General features: G+C 68.9%; 19 protein-coding genes. 18 read left to right on the top strand and 1 reads right to left on the bottom strand.

The features are described 5' to 3' along the window. Positions 1-339 precede the first annotated feature (339 nt). The 5 genes from ABFT43_RS00705 to ABFT43_RS00685 all read left to right on the top strand — a co-directional run bounded on the left by ABFT43_RS00705 (position 340) and on the right by ABFT43_RS00685 (position 6,654). Positions 340-2,049 (top strand): NHL repeat-containing protein, encoded by a 1,710-nt coding sequence (locus ABFT43_RS00705; RefSeq protein WP_347958490.1) that lies wholly within the window; start codon positions 340-342, stop codon positions 2,047-2,049. Then, the gene (locus ABFT43_RS00700; RefSeq protein WP_347958489.1) at positions 2,046-2,216 is read left to right on the top strand and encodes a hypothetical protein; all 171 of its coding nucleotides are present in this window, start codon (positions 2,046-2,048) and stop codon (positions 2,214-2,216) included. Before ABFT43_RS00705 ends, ABFT43_RS00700 begins: the two co-directional genes overlap by 4 nt. A gap of 160 nt (positions 2,217-2,376) precedes the next feature. Further along, positions 2,377-4,611: an MMPL family transporter gene (locus ABFT43_RS00695; protein WP_347958488.1), complete on the top strand. Its 2,235-nt coding sequence runs from the start codon at positions 2,377-2,379 to the stop codon at positions 4,609-4,611. A 3-nt stretch (positions 4,612-4,614) separates the two neighbouring features. Further along, a complete protein-coding gene (locus ABFT43_RS00690) occupies positions 4,615-5,250 on the top strand; it encodes a TetR family transcriptional regulator (RefSeq protein WP_347958487.1) in 636 nt (211 codons plus the stop codon). Between the two features lie 111 nt (positions 5,251-5,361). Continuing rightward, positions 5,362-6,654: a hypothetical protein gene (locus ABFT43_RS00685; RefSeq protein WP_347958486.1), complete on the top strand. Its 1,293-nt coding sequence runs from the start codon at positions 5,362-5,364 to the stop codon at positions 6,652-6,654. 3 nt (positions 6,655-6,657) lie between these two features. Here ABFT43_RS00685 and ABFT43_RS00680 read toward each other — a convergent pair whose 3' ends face one another. After that, positions 6,658-7,368: a GntR family transcriptional regulator gene (locus tag ABFT43_RS00680; RefSeq protein ID WP_347958485.1), complete on the bottom strand. Its 711-nt coding sequence runs from the start codon at positions 7,366-7,368 to the stop codon at positions 6,658-6,660. A gap of 286 nt (positions 7,369-7,654) precedes the next feature. Here ABFT43_RS00680 and ABFT43_RS00675 point away from each other — a divergent pair, with 286 nt between their 5' ends. The 13 genes from ABFT43_RS00675 to ABFT43_RS00615 all read left to right on the top strand — a co-directional run bounded on the left by ABFT43_RS00675 (position 7,655) and on the right by ABFT43_RS00615 (position 22,207). Then, positions 7,655-8,995: an LLM class flavin-dependent oxidoreductase gene (locus tag ABFT43_RS00675; protein WP_347958484.1), complete on the top strand. Its 1,341-nt coding sequence runs from the start codon at positions 7,655-7,657 to the stop codon at positions 8,993-8,995. 87 nt (positions 8,996-9,082) lie between these two features. Next, positions 9,083-9,538, top strand: a complete 456-nt coding sequence (locus tag ABFT43_RS00670) for a GlcG/HbpS family heme-binding protein (protein WP_347958483.1) — start codon at positions 9,083-9,085, stop codon at positions 9,536-9,538. Continuing rightward, a complete protein-coding gene (locus tag ABFT43_RS00665) occupies positions 9,538-10,485 on the top strand; it encodes a dihydrodipicolinate synthase family protein (protein WP_347958482.1) in 948 nt (315 codons plus the stop codon). Before ABFT43_RS00670 ends, ABFT43_RS00665 begins: the two co-directional genes overlap by 1 nt. Then, positions 10,482-11,846 carry an MFS transporter gene (locus tag ABFT43_RS00660; RefSeq protein WP_347958481.1) on the top strand — a complete coding sequence of 455 codons (1,365 nt, stop codon included), beginning with the start codon at positions 10,482-10,484 and terminating at the stop codon, positions 11,844-11,846. Before ABFT43_RS00665 ends, ABFT43_RS00660 begins: the two co-directional genes overlap by 4 nt. Then, on the top strand, positions 11,843-13,069 hold the full coding sequence (locus ABFT43_RS00655; protein WP_347958480.1) for an LLM class flavin-dependent oxidoreductase: 1,227 nt from the start codon (positions 11,843-11,845) through the stop codon (positions 13,067-13,069). The genes ABFT43_RS00660 and ABFT43_RS00655 overlap by 4 nt, the downstream gene beginning before the upstream one ends. Continuing rightward, positions 13,066-13,821, top strand: a complete 756-nt coding sequence (locus tag ABFT43_RS00650; RefSeq protein ID WP_347958479.1) for an enoyl-CoA hydratase/isomerase family protein — start codon at positions 13,066-13,068, stop codon at positions 13,819-13,821. The genes ABFT43_RS00655 and ABFT43_RS00650 overlap by 4 nt, the downstream gene beginning before the upstream one ends. Positions 13,822-14,000: 179 nt before the next feature. Then, entirely contained in the window at positions 14,001-15,176 is a 1,176-nt protein-coding gene (locus ABFT43_RS00645) for a phosphatase PAP2 family protein (RefSeq protein ID WP_347959234.1), read from the top strand. A gap of 345 nt (positions 15,177-15,521) precedes the next feature. Further along, on the top strand, positions 15,522-16,790 hold the full coding sequence (locus ABFT43_RS00640; RefSeq protein WP_347958478.1) for an ABC transporter substrate-binding protein: 1,269 nt from the start codon (positions 15,522-15,524) through the stop codon (positions 16,788-16,790). A 121-nt stretch (positions 16,791-16,911) separates the two neighbouring features. Beyond that, positions 16,912-18,915, top strand: a complete 2,004-nt coding sequence (locus tag ABFT43_RS00635) for an ABC transporter permease (RefSeq protein WP_347958477.1) — start codon at positions 16,912-16,914, stop codon at positions 18,913-18,915. Position 18,916: 1 nt separating this feature from the next. Next, positions 18,917-19,864 (top strand): ABC transporter ATP-binding protein, encoded by a 948-nt coding sequence (locus ABFT43_RS00630; protein ID WP_347959233.1) that lies wholly within the window; start codon positions 18,917-18,919, stop codon positions 19,862-19,864. Next, entirely contained in the window at positions 19,861-20,592 is a 732-nt protein-coding gene (locus ABFT43_RS00625; protein ID WP_347958476.1) for an ABC transporter ATP-binding protein, read from the top strand. Before ABFT43_RS00630 ends, ABFT43_RS00625 begins: the two co-directional genes overlap by 4 nt. A 39-nt stretch (positions 20,593-20,631) precedes the next feature. Next, complete coding sequence (locus ABFT43_RS00620; protein WP_347958475.1) at positions 20,632-21,369, top strand: TetR/AcrR family transcriptional regulator; 738 nt, start codon at positions 20,632-20,634, stop codon at positions 21,367-21,369. A 184-nt stretch (positions 21,370-21,553) separates the two neighbouring features. Then, complete coding sequence (locus ABFT43_RS00615; RefSeq protein ID WP_347958474.1) at positions 21,554-22,207, top strand: pyridine nucleotide-disulfide oxidoreductase; 654 nt, start codon at positions 21,554-21,556, stop codon at positions 22,205-22,207.

Genomic DNA, 22,207 nt, shown 5'->3' with positions numbered 1-22,207 from the left:
GCGCACACCGCACCGGCGACACCCAACGACCGTGCACTGGCCGCCCCACGACATAGGGAAGCACGATCCCGCGACGCCCGCTCGATCTCGCACAGACTTCTCGGCCGAGGTCGGTAACAAAAACGACAAAACGCCACAGCAGCCCCACGTGGCACAGTGTGCCGAGATTCGTTACCAACACGAATGATTGTGCGGCACAACCTGATGCCTCGATCACGCGCACGAGCTCCGCCGAGCGGCTACGCTCCCTCCAAACTTGCCGACGTGCATCCATACGCCGTCGCGCCGGGCACGCCTCAAGGAGTTCTCTTGCGACTTCGTCGGATTCCGGTCACCCTGTTGGGAATCGCAAGCGCGGTCATCGCACTGTGCGTCGCCGTCACCCCCGAGTCCGACGCCGCGCCGCAGGACGGCATCGTCGGCGCCGTCACCACCGCGGGGGCGCCCCGCGCCTGGGATGTGCAGGCCTGGATCACCGGCACCGACGCAACCGGGGCTCGCAGGGCCGGAGGGGTCCGCACCGATCGGTCCGGTCGCTTCCGCCTGCACCCCACCGCACAACCGGGCCCCGACGAGGCGTTCTACGTGACGGCATCCCCGGCCGGGCAACAGAACTCGTTCGTCACCCTCGCCGCGGTGACCCCGATCGTTCCCCGACACCTCACAGTCAACGAGAAGACCACCGTCGCAACCGGTTACGCGATGGCACAGTTCCTCGACGGCACGGCCATCCGGGGCCGGGCCCCGGGCGTCCGCGACGCGTCGATGATGGCGGGAAACCTGGCCGATCCCATCAGCGGCCGTCTCGGCGCCACACTCACCTCACCGCCGAACGGTTCGCAGACCTCCACGCTCGCCGCGTTCATCTCCCTCACCGACGCACTCGCCGCCTGCACCACCGGATCCGACGGGTGCGCCGCGCTCCGTGCGGCCACCACCACCCCGCTGAGCGGACGTCCGTCGAACCTGATCGAGTCGATGGCGAACACGGCCAAGTCCCCCGAACACGATCCGGCGGGCCTCTTCGGCGTCGCCCTGCGCCGTCCCGTCCGCCCGGGCGGCCTCCCGCTGCCACCGATCGCCTGGACCCTCGCCCTCCGATTCGACGGCGGCGGCGGGCTTCTCGACGGGCCGGGCAATTTCGTGATCGGCGCCGACGGCGACATCTGGGTCAACTCGAACTACGAGTACGGCGCCGATCCCCGAGTCCCGGTCTGTGGCAGCAAGTACCTGTTCCGGTTCGCACCCGACGGCAGACTCCGTGGCGGACGGCCACTCACCGGCGGCGGATTGTCCGGCGCCGGCTACGGCATCACCCGCGACCACGACGGCAAGATCTGGGTCGCCAACTTCGGCTTCGCCGCCCCCGAGCCCGGTTGTCCCGCGAACCGGCAGCCACCGCACAACTCGCTGTCGAGGTTCGGGCCGCAGGGTGAACCCCGGTCGCCCGCACAGGGATTCACCCAGGGTGCGTTGGACTGGCCGCAAGGGATGACCACCGACCGCACCGGTTCGATCTGGGCGGCCAACTGCGCATCGGACTCACTGACCGTCTACCCCGACGGCGATCCGGGCCGGGCGCGCAACATCAAGGTCGGGGTGAAGCAGCCGTTCCACCTCGTCGACAACGGTCGCGCACTCTTCGTCAGCGGAGTCGAATCCAGTTCCATCGCGATGCTCGACCTCACCGGTCGCCCGCTACGCGCACCGATCACCGGCCGCACGTCGACAACCCGCTCGGCCTTGCCACCGACGACCGCGGCAACGTGTGGATCGCCAACTCGGGCGTCATCACGATGCCGTGCCCGGACCGGCCGACGGGCACCGGATCGTACGGCTCGGTGGCCGCCCTCGATCCGACCGGCAAGCGACTCGTCGGGCCGTTGCGCGGCGGCGGCATCACCATCCCGTGGGGCATCACCACAGACGGCGACGGCAACGTCTGGGTCGGCAACTTCGCGGGCAAGCGCGTCTCCAAGTTCTGCGGCGCGAACGCCGCCACCTGCCCTCCCGGCAAGCGCACCGGGGATGCGATCTCGCCCGACGTGACCGGTTACCATTTCGACGGCCTGGCCCGCACCACCGGCCTCATCGTGGACACCTCCGGCAACGTCTGGGTGACCAACAACTGGAAGGAGCTCCCGGTCCAGACCGACCCGGGGGGCCTGCACATCGTCGCCCTGGTGGGAGCCGCCGCACCCAAACCCCTGAAGTGATCCCGGACACGGTGCCGATGCCGAGGCTGGGAAAAGTGGAACCCGGTGCCTACTGTTAGTGACTAACACATTGGCGCAGGGCGCCAAGTGCAGTCGTTGCCCCACGTGCCGGCAGGCTCCACCGGCGCGGGTCCGAGACACCGAAAGGGTTCACCACGCCATGGCGTCACTTCTGTTCAACCTCGGAAGGTTCTCCTTCCGTCACAAATGGGTCGTGATCGCGGCCTGGCTGGCCGCCATGATCGCGGTCATCTCGCTGGTCGGAGCCCTGCAGCCGAAGTTCGCCCAGGACTTCAGCCTGCCCGGCACCGACTCGGGTACCGCGACCGAACAGGTCGAGAAATACTTCCCACAGGTGATGGAGCAGCAGAAGCGCGCCTCCACGAGCGTCCTCGTGGCCGCCGACGACGGCCTGGCCGACCACACCGAGCAGATCGACAAGCTCGCCGAGGACCTGCGCACCCTGCCCGACGTCATCGAACCGGAGACCGTGGTCAATCCGCTGGTCGCGGCGGCCGTCGACCCCGCGCTCGCGAAGTCGGTGCTCGGCGACGAGGGGCGGGTCGGCCTGATCCAGGTTCGTCAGGACATCAACGTCATGGACCTGACCACCGAGAACAAGGATCAGCTCGTCAAGATCATCGACGAGAACCGCAGAAACGGCCTGCAGATCGAGGCCACCGGCTCGCTGATGCAGGTGATGGACGAGGGCGGCGCCGCCGAGATGATCGGTTTCGCCATCGCGTTCGTGGTCATGATCGTCGCCTTCGGTGCACTGATCGCCGCGTTCATCCCGCTGGTCACCGCCATCGTGGGCGTGGCCATCACCATCATGCTGCTCACGCTGTCGGCAGAGGTGCTGTCGATCAACCAGTCGGCCACCGCCATCGTCACGATGCTCGGCATCGCCGTCTCGATCGACTATGCGCTGTTCATCGTCTCCCGCTACCGCGCGGAGCTGGCCCGGGGCGGTGAGGCGGCCGATGCCGCCGGCCGGGCCGTGGGCACCGCGGGTTCCGCAGTCGTCTTCGCCGGCCTGACCGTGATCATCGCGGTCGTCGCGCTGGTGGTCATCGGCATCCCGATCATCACCCAGATGGGCGCGGGCGCCGCCGTCGCCGTCCTCATCGCGGTCCTCGCCGCGCTCACGCTGATCCCCGCCCTGCTCGGCGCGTTCGGCCGCTTCGCGTTCCGCCCGCGCATCCCGTGGATCAGGCACGCCGAGCAGTCGGACGGCGGGGACACGCTCGGCACCCGACTGGGCCGCACGGTCGTCAGGCGTCCGCTGCCGTTCATCCTGGTCGGTCTGGTCATGCTCGCCGTCGCGGCCATCCCCACGACCAAGATGGAACTGGGCCTGTCGCTGTCCACCGAGGACGAGGCCGCCGCGCAGGCGTTGCTGGCCAAGGGCTTCGGCGAGGGCATCAACGGCCCGCTGCTGGTCGTCCTGCACGACGACGACGCCGAGATCGCACCCATCGCGAACGAGGCGGTCAAGCACATCGCGTCCCTCAAGGACGTGGCCAACCCCCAGGCGCTGACCTGGATGGGCAACGCCGGCGGTCGGCAGGGCGACACCGCGCTGATCACCGTGACACCCGAGTCGGCCCCGTCGTCGGAGGCGACCCACCGACTGATGGAGAACATCCGGGCCTACACGCCCACCGTCGAGAGGCAGGGCGCCGAGCTGCATGTCGGCGGCCAGACCGCGATCATGTCGGACCTCTCGCAGAAGCTCGACGACGCGCTGATCCCCTACCTGATCGTGGTGGTCGGCCTCGCCTTCCTGATCATGATCGGCGTCTTTCGATCGCTGTGGGTGCCGCTGATCGGCACGCTCGGCTTCATCTTCTCGGTGCTCGCGACCTTCGGCATCACCGTCGCGATCTTCCAGGAGGGCTGGCTGAACCTGATCAGCAACACGCAGCCGATCATCTCCTTCCTGCCGATCTTCCTGATCGGCGTGGTCTTCGGCCTGGCCATGGACTACCAGGTATTCCTGGTGACCCGCATGCGCGAGGAGTACATCCACGGCATGACCGCCAAGGACGCCATCGTGGCCGGATACCGCCACGGCGCCCGCGTGGTCAGTTCCGCGGCGATCATCATGATCAGCGTCTTCGCCGCGTTCATGCTGTCTCCGGAGACGACCGCCAAGATGATGGGCTTCGCGCTCGCCACGGCAGTACTGTTCGACGCCTTCGTGATCCGCATGCTCGTCGTGCCGGCCGTCATCGCGCTGCTCGGCGACCGCGCCTGGGGCCTCCCGCGCTGGCTCGACAAGCTGGTGATCAACTTCGACATCGAGGGCGAGTCGGTCCGCCACCGCGGTCTCCCCGAGCCCGATGCCGGCGACCCCGGCGCCGATGAGAAGACGCCGGTCCCGGCGAGCTGAGCAGTGGCGACGGCACGTATCGGTTCCGACGCCCCGGGCACACGCCCGGGGCGTCGCATCGGCCTGCGTGAGCAGCACAAGCAACGCACCCGCAAGGCGATCCGCGAGGCGGCCGTACGACTGTTCGCCGAACAGGGGTACACGAAGACGACCGTGGAACAGATCGCCGAGGCCGCCGGCGTCTCCCACACCACGTTCTTTCGCTACTTCCCCACCAAGGAACAGGTGGTCATCGGCGGTGAGCAATTCGAGGACGAGGCCCGGGAGATCATGGCCTCGATGCCGCCGGGGCTGAGTCACTTCGACCTCATCCGGCAGTTGTTCGTCGAACTCCACCGCCTCTCCGCCGACGATCCCTGGACCGGAAACCCGCTGCGAATGCAGTTGATTCGGTCCGAGCCGTTGCTGCAGAAAACCTTTCAGGCGGAGTCCGAGCGGATGATGGCGGGCATCACCGCGCTCATCGCCGACTATCTCGGACGAGACGCGGACGACTTCGCGCTCAAGGTCTTTCTCGACGCGGTCGCCGGGGTGACCTTCCATCTCGCCGCCGAGGCGCAGAGCGTCGACGCCGAACCCTCGATCGAGACGACCCTGCGCGCCATCGACCTGCTCGAGCGCGGTCTCCCGCTCGACTGAACGACCGCCGGACTTTCCTGAGACAAACCTGAGACGCGGGTCGGCGATTCCGCCATCGCGACACCCTCCCGACGCCTACCATCGGCTGATCCGCGTGCAGGAGGTCCCAGAATGCGCATCCGCCCGATCGGTGTCCGGCCAACCGCCCGAACCCTCTCCATCGCTCTGCTGACCCTCGTCCTGACCACGGCCCTGACCGCCACCGGCCTGCTCGTGGCATCGCCGCCGAAGGCGCGGGCGTTCGCCGAGGACGTCTGCTATACCCCCGGCGCACCGCCGCACAGTTGCGCACCACTGCCGTTCGCCTGTCCGCCGAGCGACGCCCACGACCCGATCTGCGGCGCGCGGGCGTTCTTCCGCTACGGCTACACGCTGCGCCAGCCGCTCGGCGGGCGCAGCCTCGTGCACACCGATTCGACCTACATCATGGCGCGCAAGATCGGGTTCTCACTGCAGGACGCCTACTGGATCGCGGCGTACAGCGAGGCCACCGATCTCGGCACCTTCCGACCCCGCGACATGCGCGGCAACCCGGTCCCGAACGCGGCGGCGTTGACCACCAAGGACATCAGCGGTCTCGTCCGCACCCACTTCGAGACCGGCGGTTTCCTCTTCCACTTCCTGCCTACGATGCGCGGACCCCGCTCGCCACTGCCGAACGGCCTGCGCCCCGACGTCGACGATCCGCGGCACGAGGTGATGCTCACCCACATCCGACGCTGGGCCATGGAAGGCCCCGGAAGCAACGCGCCGCTGTGCACCGGCGGCTTCACCGACCGCACCGCCCGCGGCGACTATGCCACCGGCACAACGTGTTACGGCGGACCGAACCCAGTCCCGATCAACGGCGAGTACAGCCTCGTCGACCCGATCCCCATCCCCTTCCAGAACGTCACCGGCCGCCAGGTCATCACCGACGGGGTGACCTCCGAGCGCTTCGACGCCCACGTCGGTCCGCAGTCGGCCAACGCGCGGATCGGCATCTACGTCCACGCGCTCGGGGACCGGATCTCGCACCACGAGTGCACCGACGAGGGCACGATCGCCCCACCCGCCCAGGGGCGCCGCAGCTTCGACATCGATCTGCTGCAACCCGATTGCGACCAGGGCCCGCACGCCGTTCGCCATGAGTACGAGACCGGCGTCGACTTCCACAGCCTCGATCCGCACGACCGGACCACCGAGGCCGCGTTGTCGATGGTCTACGACGAGCTGGTCGAGTTCGCCCGCGTCCGCGGCGTGCTGAACCCGGAAGCCACCACCCCCGCCGCGAAGGCCGCCGTCGTCGCCAACGGCCTGCTGCCCGCGCTCGAGCGCCGTAACCCGGAGGCCCGGGTCCGGGCGGTCACCGCGGTCGGGTGCCGGCTGGGCGTCCCGGCCTTCCCCGGAAGCCCCTCCTGCTGAGGGTTATTCGGCAGACGCGAGGCCGCCCTCGGCGGTGTCCTCCTCGCGGAGCAACGCGCGCACGCGCACGTCCCTGGTCCGCTGCAGGTGGCCGGTGATGAGCTCCCGTGCCCGGTCCACGGCCCGCTCACGCATCGCCTCGATGATGTGCAGATGCTCGTCGTGGCTGTGTGAGAGGTTGTCCGCCTCTGCCAGCGAACGGGTTTCGTACGTCGCGAGCTGAGAGGTCAAGCGGTCGAGGACCTCACAGATGGTGTCGTTGCGCGACGCGGCGGCGAGCACCCGGTGCCACCGCCGGTGAAGTTCGCGTGCACGTTGCGGATCGCTTTCGGCCACGGCGTTCTCGTGCACGAGCGTCAATCGGGCGAAGTCGAGTTCGGTGGCGTGGCGGATCGCCGACTCCACCGCCTCGGCCTCGAGCGCGATGCGCACCTGATAGATGTTGAAGATCTCCTCCGGGGTCCGCACCCGGACGACCGCGCCCCGCGGTCCGCGTTCGACGAGCCCCTCCGCCTCGAGTCGGAGCAGCGCATCCCGCACCGGGGCCCGGGACACCCCGTGCCGGTTGCTCAGCGCGACCTCCTGGAGCGCGCCGCCGGGCGGCGGGTTCCCGGACAGGATCTCCTGCCGGATCACCTGATACAGCGCGCCACGACCGCCGGTCGAGTCGTTCGCCGGTTCGATCTCTGCCGGCTCGAGGCCTTCTCGCGGCACATGCCCTCCTCTGGCGACGTCGTGGCGTGGTCTCACGCCGGCGAACGCGGCACCGCCGGTGCGGTGCGTACGACCACGCCGATCACTGCTTCTACCCGATCGACATCCGTATCACGAAACCGCGCCCCGACAAATGTTCACGCTGCGCAGAAGTCTTGTCGGGCCCGATGCTACCGCCGTATGAATACGTCTGTCGACATGTGTAGACACATGTTGACAACAAGCTCCACCAGCGGTTTTCCGCTGAACCCCCACCCGATCGAGGACAGTCAGAGGAGACGGACCCGTGACCACACCGCGTGAGGATCGCACATCGCGCGACTCCCTGATCCTCATCACCACCGCGATGGGCGTCGGGATGCACCTCGGCGCGTGGCGCTACCGCGTGGGCGACGCCTTCGACTACCTCGACCTCGAGTTCTACGAGCGGATCGCGAAGACGGCGGAGCGAGGCGTCCTGCACGGGTTGTTCCTCGCAGACACGCTCGCCCTGTCGGAGGAGAACCTCGAACGCCCCAACCTCGGGGCCCTCGACCCGATCGTCGTCCTCTCCGCGCTGGCGTCGGTGACCGACCGGCTCGGACTCGTCGCGACGAGCTCGACGACGTTCAACGAGCCGTTCAATCTCGCCCGCCGGTTCTCCGCACTCGACCATCTCAGCGGCGGACGCGCAGGTTTCAACGTCGTGACGACCTTCGTGCCCGACGTCGCCGCGAATTTCGGCGCCGACGATCTCCCCCGGCACGACAATCGATATGCCCGGGCGGAAGAGGCGATGGACGTCATCACCGCCCTCTGGAACAGCTGGGACGACGATGCGCTCGTCGGAGACAAGGCGACCGGCGTCTTTGTCGACCGCGACAAGGTGCGACCCATCGACCATGTGGGAGAACACTTCTCGGTCCGCGGACCACTCACCCTGCCGCGTACGCGCCAGGGACGTCCGGTGGTGTTCCAGGCCGGCGCCTCCGAGGCGGGCCGCCGGCTCGCCGCCCGCACCGCGGACGCCGTCTTCACCGTGCAGAACACCCGGTCGGCGGCGATAGAGTTCCGTGCCGACATACGCAATCGCGCCGCTGGTTTCGGCCGCGACCCGGACTCCGTCAAGGTCCTGCCCGGACTCGTCCCCGTTCTCGGCGCCACGCGCGACGAGGCCCGCGAACGCAAACTCATGCTCGACGACCTCAGCGCCGACGCCGAGCTCCGCAAGCTCGCGTTGCGCGTGGGGGTTCCGGTGGACGCACTCGAGCTCGACCGGCCGCTGCCCGTGGACCTCATCCGTGCCGATCCCTCGTTCAACGCGTCGCACGGTTTCCGCGACGCGGTGATCCGCCTCGCCGTCGAGGAGGACCTCACCGTGCGGGAGATCCTTTACCGCAACGGCGGCGGACACGTTCAGGTCATCGGCACACCCGACGACGTCGCCGAGCTCATCGAGGACTGGTACCGGGCCGGGGCCGTCGACGGGTTCAACCTCATGATCGACGTCCTTCCCGAGGGCCTCGAGGACTTCGTCGACGAGGTGGTCCCCCGCCTGCAGGACCGCGGGGTCTTCCGCACCGAGTACCGCGGCGGCACCTTCCGCGAGGACCTGGGACTCGCCGCCGCCCTGCAACGCACCGCCTGACGTCCCCTGCCGAACACAGCACCGACTCAACAGCACCGACATCACAGCTTCCGACGACTTCTCGCTACACCCCCAAAAGGAGAACCCATGCTGCAGATTTCCCGGATCGACCTCGCCGAGGCGAGAGCCCTGATCTCCGCCGCGACCGAACGGTCGCTGGAGATCGGTGTGCCGATGTGTATCGCGGTGGTCGACGAGAGCGGCCACCTCGTCGCCTTCGAGCGCATGGACACCGCCAAGATCACGAGCGTCTCCATCGCCATCGACAAGGCCTTCACCGCGGCCGGCGCGCGCAACCACACCTCGTTCTACGCCAAGGTCTCCACCCCGGGCGCTCCCGCCTGGGGTATCAACCAGACCAACGACGGCCACTTCAACGTGATCCCCGGCGGCATCCCGATCATCGTGGACGGCGTCGTGATCGGTGGCATCGGCATCAGCGGCGGCAACTCGGCCCAGGACGACGACGTGGCCGCCCACGCCGTCAACCGTGCCGCGATCAGCGAGCCCGTCGAGCTGCCCGCCGCGGCAGGGGCACACTGATGGCGCACGGGACTCCCCCGGCCGGCGTCATCGGCGCCGCGTTGACCCCGTTCACCGACGACAACCGTGTGGATCTCGCGCGACTCGAGCCGCAGCTCGACTTCATGGTCGACCACTGCGATGCGGTGTCACTGTTGGGCGCCGAGGTCTCCGAATACCAGGTCCTCGGTGACTCCGACCGCGTCGAGACCCTCCGCACGGCGATCGACACCGTCGGCGGCCGCGTGCCGGTGCTCGCCGGTGCGTCGTCACCCGACGTCGCCGAGGTCCTGCGGCTCGCCGACTCGGCCGCGACCGCGGGCGCGGACTTCATCCAGGTCCTGATGCCCCGCCATCCCGGCGGCAATCCCGCGCGGGTGAGCGACCTGGTCGCCTACTTCGAGAAGATCGCGGCATCGTCCCCGCTGCCGGTCATCGCCTACCACAACCCTTCTCAGGGCACCGACACCGACGCGGCCACCATGGTCGAGCTCGCCGGTATCGACGGCGTGGTCGGCTTCAAGGAGAGCTCGCGAGACCTCACCAAGATCGGCCGGTTGTGCGCCGAGATCGACTCGGCCGGTCACGCCCGCTATTACACGACGATGCAGCCGTTGCTCACCACGCTTCAGTTGGGTGGTTCGGGCGCGATGATGCCGCCGCCCGGAACCCTCATCGGCGCGCAGGTCGTCGCCGCTCTGCGCGACGGCGACCACGACCGGGCCGCCCGGTGGCAACGCCACTTCCGACTGTTCCCGAGCCGCTGGACCCGCTACGGACTGACCACCACGATGAAGGCCGCCATGGCGATCCTCGGCTACGACCTGGGTGGTCCCGCCGCGCCGTTCGGACCGATGCCGGACGCCGACACCGAACTCCTCGCCGGACAACTCGAATCCTTCGACCTCCCCTCACTTCTCCCGGTTCCGGCCACCACCGGGGCCACCGCGAAAGGCCAATCCGCATGACCCAGACACTCACTCCCCCGGTCATCGAGACCACCGAACAGCGCAACGGCAGACGCCACGCCTTCGCCGGTGCGTACCTGGGCTGGATGTTCGACGGCTACGAGACGTTCGCGACGGTGCTCGTGGCGTCGTTCGTCGTCACCGACCTCGTCGGCAAGGACGCCTCGCCGTACTACGTCGGCGCCATCCTCGCCATCACCCTGCTGTCCTGGGCGATCGGCGGTCTCGCGTCCGGCGTGCTCGCCGACCGGTTCGGCCGTCGTCGCGTCATGATCGTCTCCATCCTCTGGTACGCGGTCTGTGCCGGGCTCACCGCGCTGTCACCCAACTACGCCTTCCTGCTGGTACTGCGCTTCCTCACCGGCCTCGGCATGGGCGCCGAATGGGGCGGTGGCAGTTCGCTGGTCGCCGAGACCGCACCGCCCAACCGGCGCGGCCTGCGGCTCGCGTTCCTGCAGAGCGGCTTCGGCATCGGCTTCCTCGTCGCCACCGGTGTCTGGCAGGTGGTCAACAACGGCAACCCGGGTGACTGGCGCTGGATGTATGCGATCGGCGTCGTCCCCGCGCTCCTGGTGCTCTACATCCGCCGTCTCGCCAGCGATTCGCCGTTGTGGGAGAAGGTCGACGCGCAGCGTCGTGCGCTGACGGCGGCGGTGTCGGAGGGTCTGCGTGACGCGAAGGCCGCCGAGCTGCTGAAGCCGTCCATCAGCCAGGTCTTCTCGCACCCGGTCTACCGCCGCCGCGTCCTCATGCTCACCATCGGTGCGCTCGCGTCCATGATCGGGTGGTGGGCGGTCTCCACCTGGATCCCGGCCTACGCCCGCACCGTCCTGGTCGGTACCGCCGACGACGTGCCCAGCGCCGTCACCCTGGTCGTGTTCAGCTACAACGCCGCCGGCGTGGTCGGTTACCTCGTCAACGGCTGGCTCGCCGACATCGTCGGACGCAAGCCGGTGATCTTCGCCTTCTTCGTCGCGTCCGTCGCCCTGACCCCGTGCATGTTCCTGATCCCGGACAGCAAGGGCTCCCTGGTCTTCTGGGCCGCGCTGAACGGTTTCTTCACCCTCGGCCAGATGACCTGGCTGGCGCTGTACCCCAGCGAGCTGTTTCCGACGAACGTACGCGCCACCGGCATGACCCTGGTCTTCAACCTGGCGCGCTTCCCTGCGGCCATCTGCGCCTTCGTCAGCGCCTCGCTGATCACCGCCTTCGGTTCCATCCCCGATGCCGCCATCGTGATCGGTTGCGCGGGATACGGTCTCGGCGTCCTCGTCGCCTGGTTCCTCGGGCCGGAGACCCGCGGCACCGCCCTGCCCGCACCGGTCGCCATCACCGAACTCACGGAAGGAAGGACCCGATGACCTCCGCTGAGATCACGTCGGATCGTGCGGCGCTGCATCGCCCGCCGTCACCGCTGGAGGACCCGTCGAGCCCGTTGTCCCGGATCGCCCGGCAGCCGCTCATGCTGGGGTTGTTCCTGCCCACGCAGACCGGAGCATTCTCCCAGTCGACGTACCCGCGCGACACGCGCTGGGACTTCGAGTACAACCGCGAACTCGCCCTGCGGGCCGAGGCCCACGGGCTGGACTTCGCGTTCAGCCTGCAGCAGTGGATCCGCAAGGGCGGCTTCGGCGGTGAGACCCACTACCGGGAGAACTTCCTGGACCCGTTCATCACCTCCGTCGCACTCGCCCCGCTGATGTCGCGGCTGGTCACGATCTCGACCGTCCACGTGCTGTACGGATCGCTGCATCCGCTCTACCTGGCGCGGTTCGCGGCGACCGCCGATCACGTGGCGCAGGGACGGTTCGGCCTCAACATCGTGACCGGATACGACGCCCGCGAGCCGCGGATGTTCGGTATGGACCGCCCCGAGCATGACGAACGGTACGCCCGCGCGGACGAATTCGCCGCCATCATGGAGGACCTGTGGGCCGGCGAGGAGAATCTGACCTACCACGGCAGGTGGTACGACCTCGAGGAGGCGTACGTGTCTCCGCGCCCGACGCACGGACGGCCGATCATGGTGTCGGCCAGCGCCTCTGCGGCCGGGTTCGCCTACGCGGCCGACCACTCCGACATCGTGTTCACCTCGAGCCGCTCGGGCGCCCCGTACCAGGATGCGATGCAGTCGATCCCGACGATCACCAAGGAGATCGACGAGGCGTACGAGCGGACCGGGCGACAGCACAAGACGATCATCTTCCCGATGGTCGTCTGCAAGGAGACCCGCGAGGAGGCCTACGCCTACCGCGACGCCATCACCGCCCACGCCGACAAGGAGTCGATCGTCAACTACGACGCGCGGCATCGTGCCGGCGATGCACAGGGCTGGCCCAAGCACGTGGCGTCCGACCGCGTCCTGGGCGGGCACATCCAGATCATCGGCAACCCCACCGATGTGGCGGATCAGCTCGAGGGACTCCACGAGGCCGGAATCGACGGCGTGCAGCTCGGATTCTACGACTACGGGCCGGAACTCGAGTTCTTCGCCGAGGCGGTCATCCCCATCCTCGAGCAGCGCGGTCTCCGCGTCCCCGATCCGGTGGTCGCCGCGCCGCAGGAGACGGTGGCCGCCCGATGACCACCACCTCCGCACTGGTCCGCGTCGGGCACGAGGGCCCCGTGACGACCGTCACCTTCGCCGCTCCGGATCGCGCCAACGCGCTGACCTTCGCGGCGATGCAACAGTTCATCGCAGGCCTGCGAGCAGCCCATCAGCAGAAATCGCTGCTTCTCGTCATCCGCGCCGAGGGCGAGGACTTCTGCGTCGGCCGGGACCAGAAGGAGAGGGTCCCGGGCGTCACGCGGGCACGGTCGCTCGGGCTGATCCTGGAGGCCAACGAACTGCTCCGCGGCTTCCCCGGCATCAGCGTGAGCGTCATCCGCGGCCGTGCGCTCGGATTCGGCAGCGGCGTCGCGGTGCAGTCGGACCTGAGCATCGCCGCCGACACCGCCACGCTCGGCTTCGACGAGATCCGCCACGGTCTCGCACCGCTCGTCGTCGCCGAGTACCTGCCCGGCCTGGTCGGCCACCGCGCGACGGCCGACCTCATCTACACCGGACGCCTGCTGCCGGCGGACGAGGCGTTGCGGATCGGCCTGGTCAGCCGCGTCGTGCCCGAGGCCGTCCTCGACGACGAGGCGCAGCGCCTGTGCGACGGGCTCGCCGCGAGCGAGCACGGCGCCCTGCGGCTGATGAAGAGCTACTCGGCCCGACTGCGTGCCGGCGCGATCGACGAACCGCAGGCCGCTGCGATCGCCGAACTCGACGCCTGGCTCACCGACGGCCGACCGGAGCATCCCGACATCCCCGTCCACGCCCCGGTCGGCTGACCGCGTCGGCGCCCGCCCACCTCATCCCCGGTCGGCGGGCGCCGGCGCACCTCGCGATCGTCGCGCAGCGCACCACCTAGGATCGAGGGGTGATCTCGGACCGCGTCGACGACCAGCCCCGCCCGGCCCACCCCCGTTGCTCTCGCCCCCGTTGCTCCCGGCCCCGCATCCTGTCCCGGCTGGTGGCACCGGCCGTCGCCGCCGCGGCAGCGGTCACCGCAACCCTCACCCTGGTCGCACCCGCGCAGGCCGCACCGGCCGAGCCGACGCCCGCCCCGTTCCCGATCACCGACCTCGCGCGGCTCTATCCGTCGGATGTCTCGTCGTATCCGGGCGGCAGCTACATGCGCGTCGTGGACTCGTTCACCGAGGTGCGCCGGGATCACCCCGAGATCATGCGGGCCAACCTCGCGAAGGTCATCGCCGTCAACAACGGCGCCGCCGACGACCCGGCACTGCAGCGCCGTGCCCTCGCCGACGCGCACGACGACCCGCTCTGGACGATGTCGGACGCCTTCGGAGACGAGCTGGGACGCCACTTCCGCGACGCGCTCGCCGCGGGCAGGCTCCCCAAGACCACCGCACTCTTCAGCGACTACCTCGCGCGTGCCGGCGGGGTCGCGAGCGCGACCCTCGTCGAGAAGTACATGTTCGACAACCCGCGCCCGTTCATCGTCGCGCCGACGAGGATCCGCAAGTACATGCGCGCCGGGGCGAGCGAGTACGACGCGCTGGGCAGCAACCCCTCGTACCCGTCGGGCCACGCCGCACTCTTCTTCTGGCGCGGAACGCTGTTCGCGTCGATGTTCCCGGATCTCGCGCCGCAGTTCCTGGCCCGTGCCGCCGAGGGCGGCTACCACCGCGTCGTCCTCGGCGTGCACTATCCGCTCGACGTCATCGGCGGCGCGATGGTCGGCCAGGCCGCGGCCGCCGACCGGTGGAACGACCCCGGGTTCCGCCGCCTCCTGCGCCAGTCCGCGAGCGAGATCCGGCGTGAACTCGAATGGCGCTGCGGTGCAGAGCTTTCCGTGTGCATCGCCAACGACACCCCGTATCTCGACGACGCGACGGCCGAGCGCGTCTACGCCGAACGGCTGACCTACGGCCTCCCCCGCATCGGCAACCCGGACCATGAGATGGTGGTGCCACAGCTGGCCGTCGACCTGATCGCACCGGCCTTCCCGTCGCTGACCGACGAGCAGCGCCGCCAGGTACTGGTCGCGACCGCGCTGCCCGCGGGGCACCCGCTCGACGACCAGCGTCCGGGGCGCAAATCGTGGCAGCGCCTCGATCTCGTACGGGCGTACAACGCGAAGGTCGGCGTGAGCGACGACGGCCGCGTCGTCGTGCGCTGAACCGACAGGTTCTTTCGCGTCTCGAATCTCGTTGCGCCAGTGAATCGTTTGTCCCACTGGCCGGGCACCCGCACACCCTGCCACGCGGGCCCGTCCTCGTGTCCAATTTGCCGGAACAGCTTGACACCGCCGTAAGGACGACGTTAGTTTGCGGGTGGTCCACATCACATCCGAGGTGGGCTCACCGCCGTGACCAGGGCGGACGGTGCCGACTCTCGCACCCAGACAGACGACTGGGTTAACGAACTCAATCACTTTCAGGCCCCGCCGGGGCCATGTCGTCGTGCCCTGCTCCGGGGCACCGGCACCAGCGCCCCGGACCACATCGGGAAAGGCAGTCGAAACATGCGTTGGTCCAACACTCGAAGAGCCCGACGGCTGGCGGCGGCCGCCGTCGCCGCTGCGTGTGTCTTCTCGGTCGTCTCGTGCAGCAGCGACGACGGCGGATCGGACGGCTCCGCCGCGGATGCCGGCGGCACCAAGGCCACCGGCGAGCCGATCAAGATCGGTCTGTTCAACCCGTCGAAGGGACCGGGCATCCAGCCAGGTGTCACGACCGGCAAGCAGGCCGCGCTCGACTACATCAACAATCAGATCGGCGGCATCAACGGCCGGCCGATCGAGATCATCGACTGCGGCATCGACCAGACCGCACCGGAGTCGACGGTGTCGTGCGCCAACCAGTTCGTCGAGGCCGGCGTCGTCGCCGCGATCGATGCCTTCAACTCCGAATCCGCCGCGGCCGTACCGATCCTGGGCGCGGCCAAGATCCCGCTGGTCGGCGAGATCCCGTACAGCACCATCACCGGCGCCTCGGCGGAGAACCGCGTGTACTTCGGCCCGCCCCCGGCGGCCTTCCTCGTCGGCTTCATGCAGCAGCTGAAGGCCGACGGTAAGGACTCGCTGACGCTCGCGAACGCCGATCTACCGCAGGCACATCAGGTCTTCGACGGCCTCATGAAGCCTCTCGGCGCAGGGCTCGGCATCGACGTCAAGGGCGTCTACTACCCGCCGGCCGGCCCGAACTTCACGCAGCTGGCCAGCCAGCTCGCAGAGGGCAATCCGTCCGCGGCCGGCCTGATGACCTCACCCAACGACAACACCTGCACCAAGCTGGCCCAGTCGCTGCGCTCGGTGAACTACGAGGGCACCGTATTCCTGGCCGCCTGCACCGAGTTCATCGACACCCTCGGTGAGCAGGCGGTCGGCGCCCAGACGTATTCGCCGTTCTGGCAGACCCCGGCCCTCGACTCCACCCCGGCCGAGGTGAAGGGCAATCTGGAGACCGCGCAGAAGTTCATCGACGAGCAGGACGGCACCAAGGGCTTCTACGCCTACGGCACCTTCTCGATCCTGGCGGACTTCACCAGGATCCTCACCGACGCGAACCTGACCGAGTACACCGGGCCGAGCATCCTCGGTGCGCTGAAGGCGGTCAGGGACTATCAGTCCTTCATCGGCCCGAAGCTCGACTGCGGCAAGCCGACGACCCCGAACTGCACCACCGAGATGCTGCTGTTCAACGTGGTCGGCGACAAGAAGACCGAGCCCGCCACCGGCGGCTTCATCACCCCGAACCCGGCTGCGCTCCAGCGCATCCCGGGCGCCTACTGATCCGCCTCTGCCCGATCACAGGCTCGCGGTGGGGTGGGTCCCGCGCAGGGTCCACCCCACCGCACCCGGTCCGCCGCGACGAACGCCGTCTCCCGTCCGCCCGAACGAATGAGTCCGCCACATGGCCCAATTCCTCAATTTCGCCTTCCTCGGGTTGTCCCTGGGCGCCATCTACTCGGTGCTCGCGTCCTCCCTGGTCGGCATCTACGCCGCCACCGGCATCATCAACTTCGCACAGGGCGCCATCGGTCTCTATTCGGTCTACCTCGTCGCGACCCTGCGCACGGACGGCACCCTCGTCCTGCCCATCGGCTCGCTGAGCCTCGGCAGTGACGACAACCCCACCTCGATGGAACTCGCGATCGTCCTCGGCGTGGTGAGCGCGATCATCTGGGCGCTGCTCGCCCACTTCCTGGTCTTCCGGCCGTTGCGCCACGCGCCCGTCCTCGCACAGGTGGTGGCATCGATCGGTCTCATGCTGTTCCTACAGGCCCTCGTCCAGCTGCGGTTCGACACCGAGAATCTCTTCGCCCTGACGATCCTGCCGGAGGACACCGTCGAGGTCGGCGGAGCCGTCGTCAACGTCTCGGACCTCATCCTCGCCGGCGTCGCCATCGCGATCGCGGCGCTGATGTGGGCCTACTTCCGGCTCACCACCCTCGGTGTCGCGACGCGCGCCGGGTCCGAGGACGAGCTCGCCGCACGGCTGACCGGATACTCCCCCGATCGTCTGGCGGCGATCGTGTGGATCATCACGGGCGCGGCGACGGGACTGATCGTCGTCCTGGCGTCGTTCACCGTAGGCCTGACCGTCACCAGTTACACCTTCTACGTGATCCCCGCGCTCGCGGTCGCACTGGTCGGCCGGCTCACCTCGTTCGGGATCGCCTGTGCCGCAGGACTGGTGCTCGGCGTGTTCCAGTCGGTCATCCAGTGGCTGGCCACCAAGAGCTGGTGGCCGGAGTGGGCGCAGGCCGGTCTCGGCGACGCGCTGCCGTTCGTGATCGTGGTGGTCGCGCTGTTCCTGCTCGGCGGGCGCATCCCATCGCGCGGCTCGCTGGGCGAGGTGCGCATGCCGGCCGTCCGGATCCCGCGAATCCGGATCCTGCCGGCCGCGGCGATCATCGCGGCGGTGGTCGTCGCCATCGTCCTCACCGAGGGGACGTGGCGCTACGGCGTGGTCACCTCTGTGATCCTCTCGCTGATCGCGCTGTCCCTCGTGCTCCTCACCGGGTACCTGGGTCAGATCTCGTTGGCGTCCATGGCCTTTGCCGGCGCGGCCGGGTTCGCGTTGTCGAAGCTGACGACGAACTGGAGCGTGCCGTTTCCGTTCGACATGCTGTTCTCCGCGCTCATCGCGACCGGACTCGGCATCCTGGTCGGTGTCCCCGCCCTCCGCATTCGCGGCGCCCAGCTCGCAGTGGTCACCCTGGCCGCGGCGTTGGCCATCCAGAACTTCGTGTTCAACAATCCCGCGATCACGAAGTTCGAGGGCAACCTGATCGAGGACCCGTCGATCTTCGGCATCTCGCTCGGCGTGCGGGACGGCACCGATCTGGTCACCCTCCGCTTCGCCCTGATGGTGCTCGTCGTCGTCGCGATCGCCACCCTCGTGGTGCTGCGCTTCATGGGCGGTTCCACCGGACGCGCCTTCCTCGCGGTGCGATCCAACGAGCGCGCCGCGGCCTCGGTCGGGATCAACGTCGCCGCAACCAAACTGCTCGGCTTCGCGCTGTCGGCATTCCTCGCCGGCATCGGCGGCTGCCTCATCGGCTACAGCCGCGGCCAGTTGTCCGCGGGGTCGTTCACGGTGATGATCGGCCTGACACTCCTCGCCATGACCTATGTCGGCGGCATCACGTCCTTCGCGGGCGCGGTGATCGCGGGCGTCATCGGCCCGCTCGGCATCGGCTACGTGTTCCTCAACCAGACGCTGTCGCTCGGCGAGTATTACGAACTCATCGCCGCGGGCAGCCTGCTGCTGATGGCCATCCTCAACCCGGTCGGCGTGGCGGGCGCGTTCTCCGAACTCTTCGAGAGGCTCAGGGCCGGCATGCACCGACCGGAACCCGGGCCCGAGGCGCCCGGTGCCGCCCAGAACGCCCAGGCAGGTGCTCATGTCTGACATGTCCCCATCCCCGGTACACCCTCGGGCAGCCCAGGCCGATTCCCGCACCGCGGGTTCCGTGCTCGACCGTGCACCGCTCCTCGAGACGCGTGGGCTGTCGGTGCGGTACGGCGGCGTCAGCGCCAACACCGACATCGATCTCACGGTCGCGACGGGCGAGATCGTCGGTCTCATCGGCCCCAACGGCGCGGGCAAGACCACCTTCGTCGACGCGGTCACCGGGTTCACGCGCGCGAGCGGCACCGTGACCCTCCGCGGAGAGCACCTCGAGAAGACGCCTCCCCACCGCCGGCGCCGAGCCGGACTGGCCCGGACCTGGCAGGCCGGTGAGCTCTTCGCCGACCTCACCGTCGCCCAGAACCTCGCCGTCGCAGTGCAACCCGTCGGTCTGCGCGCCATGCTCGCCGATGTCCTCACCGGTTCGCGGCCACCGGCAGACGCGATCGACAAGGCTCTCGACCTCGTCGGCCTGCGCGATGCCGCCGACCAGTTCCCCCGCGAACTCACACTGGGACAACAGAAACTGGTCGGTGTCGCCCGTGCCCTCGTCGGCGGCACACAACTCGTCCTGCTCGACGAACCGGCCGCCGGTCTCGACACGCACGAGAGCCGCGACTTCGGCGTCGAGTTGCGGCGCATCGCGTCCACCGGGATCGGCATCCTGCTCATCGACCACGACATGTCGCTGGTCCTCGATGTCTGCGACCGTCTGTACGTACTCGACTTCGGCAAGGTCATCGCCAGTGGCACACCGGCCGAGATCTCCGACGACCCGGCCGTCATCGCCGCCTACCTCGGGTCGCCCGAGGTGGACCCGGGCGCCGTCGCCGAACTCGAGGCATCCGGCGCGCTGGACCCGCCGACCGATCCCATCGCCGGTCCCGAGGTCGAAGAGTCGGGGGACCACGAGCCCGGGACCACCACCGAGCCCGAGGAGAACCGATGAGCGACAAGGACGAAGCGGTACTCGTACTCGACGACATCACCGTCGGCTACGGCGGTGTACCCGCTGTGCGCGGCCTGTCCGTCCGAGTGCGTCCGGGAGAGATCCTCGCCCTGCTCGGCCCCAACGGCGCGGGAAAGACGACCACCCTGCTCGCCACGGTCGGCGCCCTGCCGCTCATGTCGGGAACGGTCACCGCGCTCGGTGAGCCGGTTGATCGCCGCGTCGAACGCAATGCCCGACGGGGGATCACGCTCGTCCCCGACTCGCGCGGCCTGTTCCACAAGCTCTCGGTGGCGGACAACCTCCGGCTCGCCAAGCGCCGGAACGGTACCGACCTCGACACGGTCTACTCGTACTTTCCGAGGCTCAAGACGATGCGGTCGCGGCAGTGCGGCAACCTCTCCGGCGGCGAGCAGCAGATGCTCGCCCTCGCCAAGGCATTGCTCGCCGGCCCCAAGGTGCTGCTCATCGACGAGATGAGTCTCGGGTTGTCGCCGGTCGCCGTGCAGGACCTGCTGCCCCGCCTGCGGTCGATCGCCGACGAGCACCAGATGGCCGTCGTCCTGGTGGAGCAGCATATCGACCTCGCGCTCGGCATCGCCGATTCGGCGGTCGTGCTGCATCACGGCCGTGTCGCGTTGTCGGCGAGTGCCGCCGAGCTGCGCAGCAACCGCGACCGGGTCGAGGCGGCGTACTTCGGCCGGACCATCGACGACCCGGTGTCCTGAATCCCGGCCGGTACCAACGGACCTGCGACGGAGCCGTCGATGGCCACACCGGACGACGAGAGCGCGAACGAGGCGGGCACGTCAGGAGCGGGCACGTCAGGAGCGGGCACGTCAGGAGCGGGCACGGACGACCGGGCCCCGAGGTCCCGAGCGGGCCGCAGCACCCGCAACCGACCCTCCGACGACGAGCTGCTCGATGCGGCGTGTGAGGTGATCGCCGAGGTCGGCGCCGAGCGCGCGACGATGACCGCCATCGCCGAGCATGGCGGCACCACACGCGTCACCCTGTACGCGCATTTCGGGTCTCGCGACGCGCTCGTCTCCCAGGTGATCTCGCGGGAGCTCGACACGTTCACATCGTTCATGTTCCGCATCTACGACGAGAGCGACGACATGGCCTACGGGGCTCGTGCCCGCCATTCGGTGCAGGGCCTGTTCGACTATGCGCGACGCCACCCCGCCGGCCTCAGGGTGCTGATGGGCCAAACCGAGAATGGCGACGGCAACCGCCGGCTGTACGCCGCACTCGAACCCCGGATCGCGGCGCGCCTGCGCGAGAACTACGCCGAGCAGGGCGCCCGGATCGCCGCCGGGGCCGACACCTTGGCGTCGCTGCTGCTCGGCATGAGCCTGCACGTCGCCCACCGCGCACTGATCGTCGACGGCGCCGGTATCGACGAGGCCTGCGACATCGCGATCACCGCCACCCTCGCCGTGCTCCGCGACGTCCGGCCCGAGCAACTCCAAGCGCTCGACGCCTCACTTGAACGCCGCTGACCTCGGCATTCGTCGGCGAATCAAGTCGCTCCGTCCCACTTGCACGTACACGGCGCCTCGCCGGGCAAGCCGACCCCAAGCGCCCCGCAAGCGCCCGTCACGATCCTTTCTCTCGTCACCGCCCCTTCGGCCCGAGCGCCCCACAACCCCGGAGCCGGTCCGCCCACCGAGAGGAACAGACCAGATGTCCAGCCCGCAGAGCATCCGGCCCGAACACGACGCACCCGGCAACCGCCCGCGCATCGACATCCAGACCGAGATCGGGCCCGGTCCCGGGCCCCGACGTCCGCTGTGGCAGATCGGCCGCCGCGCCGGCGTCATCGTGGCCTGCATGGGCTTCGGAGCCCTCGCGGCATGCGGCCTCTCGCTCGGCACCCAGACCGTGCAGGAGGCCGGCGACATCGACGTGGGCGAGTGCCTGCAGATCGGCGAGGAGGCCGGCGAGGGCAGGGTCGAGGCAACCAAGGAGAAGTGTGAGGGTGTCGACGGCCTGACCTTCTACGCGGCGGCCAAGGTCGACGCGTCGGCGGAGTGCACCGCCGACCACACCTCGAGCCTCACCTTCGCCAATGGCGACCAGAAACTCTGTCTCACGCCGAATCTCACCGCCGGAACCTGCTACCAGATCCCGGTGAACGGCGGCAGGCTCGCCGACTACAAGGAAGTCGAGTGCGGAACCACGGCCGCGGAGAACACCGTGGTCGCCGAGACCGTCGGGCGCGGCGATGCATCGATCACCTGCGCTGCGGACCAGACCAGATGGACCTTCACCGAGCCCGAGGCGATCGGCTACTGCCTCGCCGAGGACGTCGCCGCCGCGGGCCGGTTCGGGGGATGA

The sequence above is a fragment of the Gordonia aurantiaca genome, assembly GCF_039939235.1.
Lineage (GTDB): Bacteria > Actinomycetota > Actinomycetes > Mycobacteriales > Mycobacteriaceae > Gordonia.
Note: the sequence above shows the minus strand (reverse complement) of the source record. Positions and strands in the feature narration are given on the sequence as shown.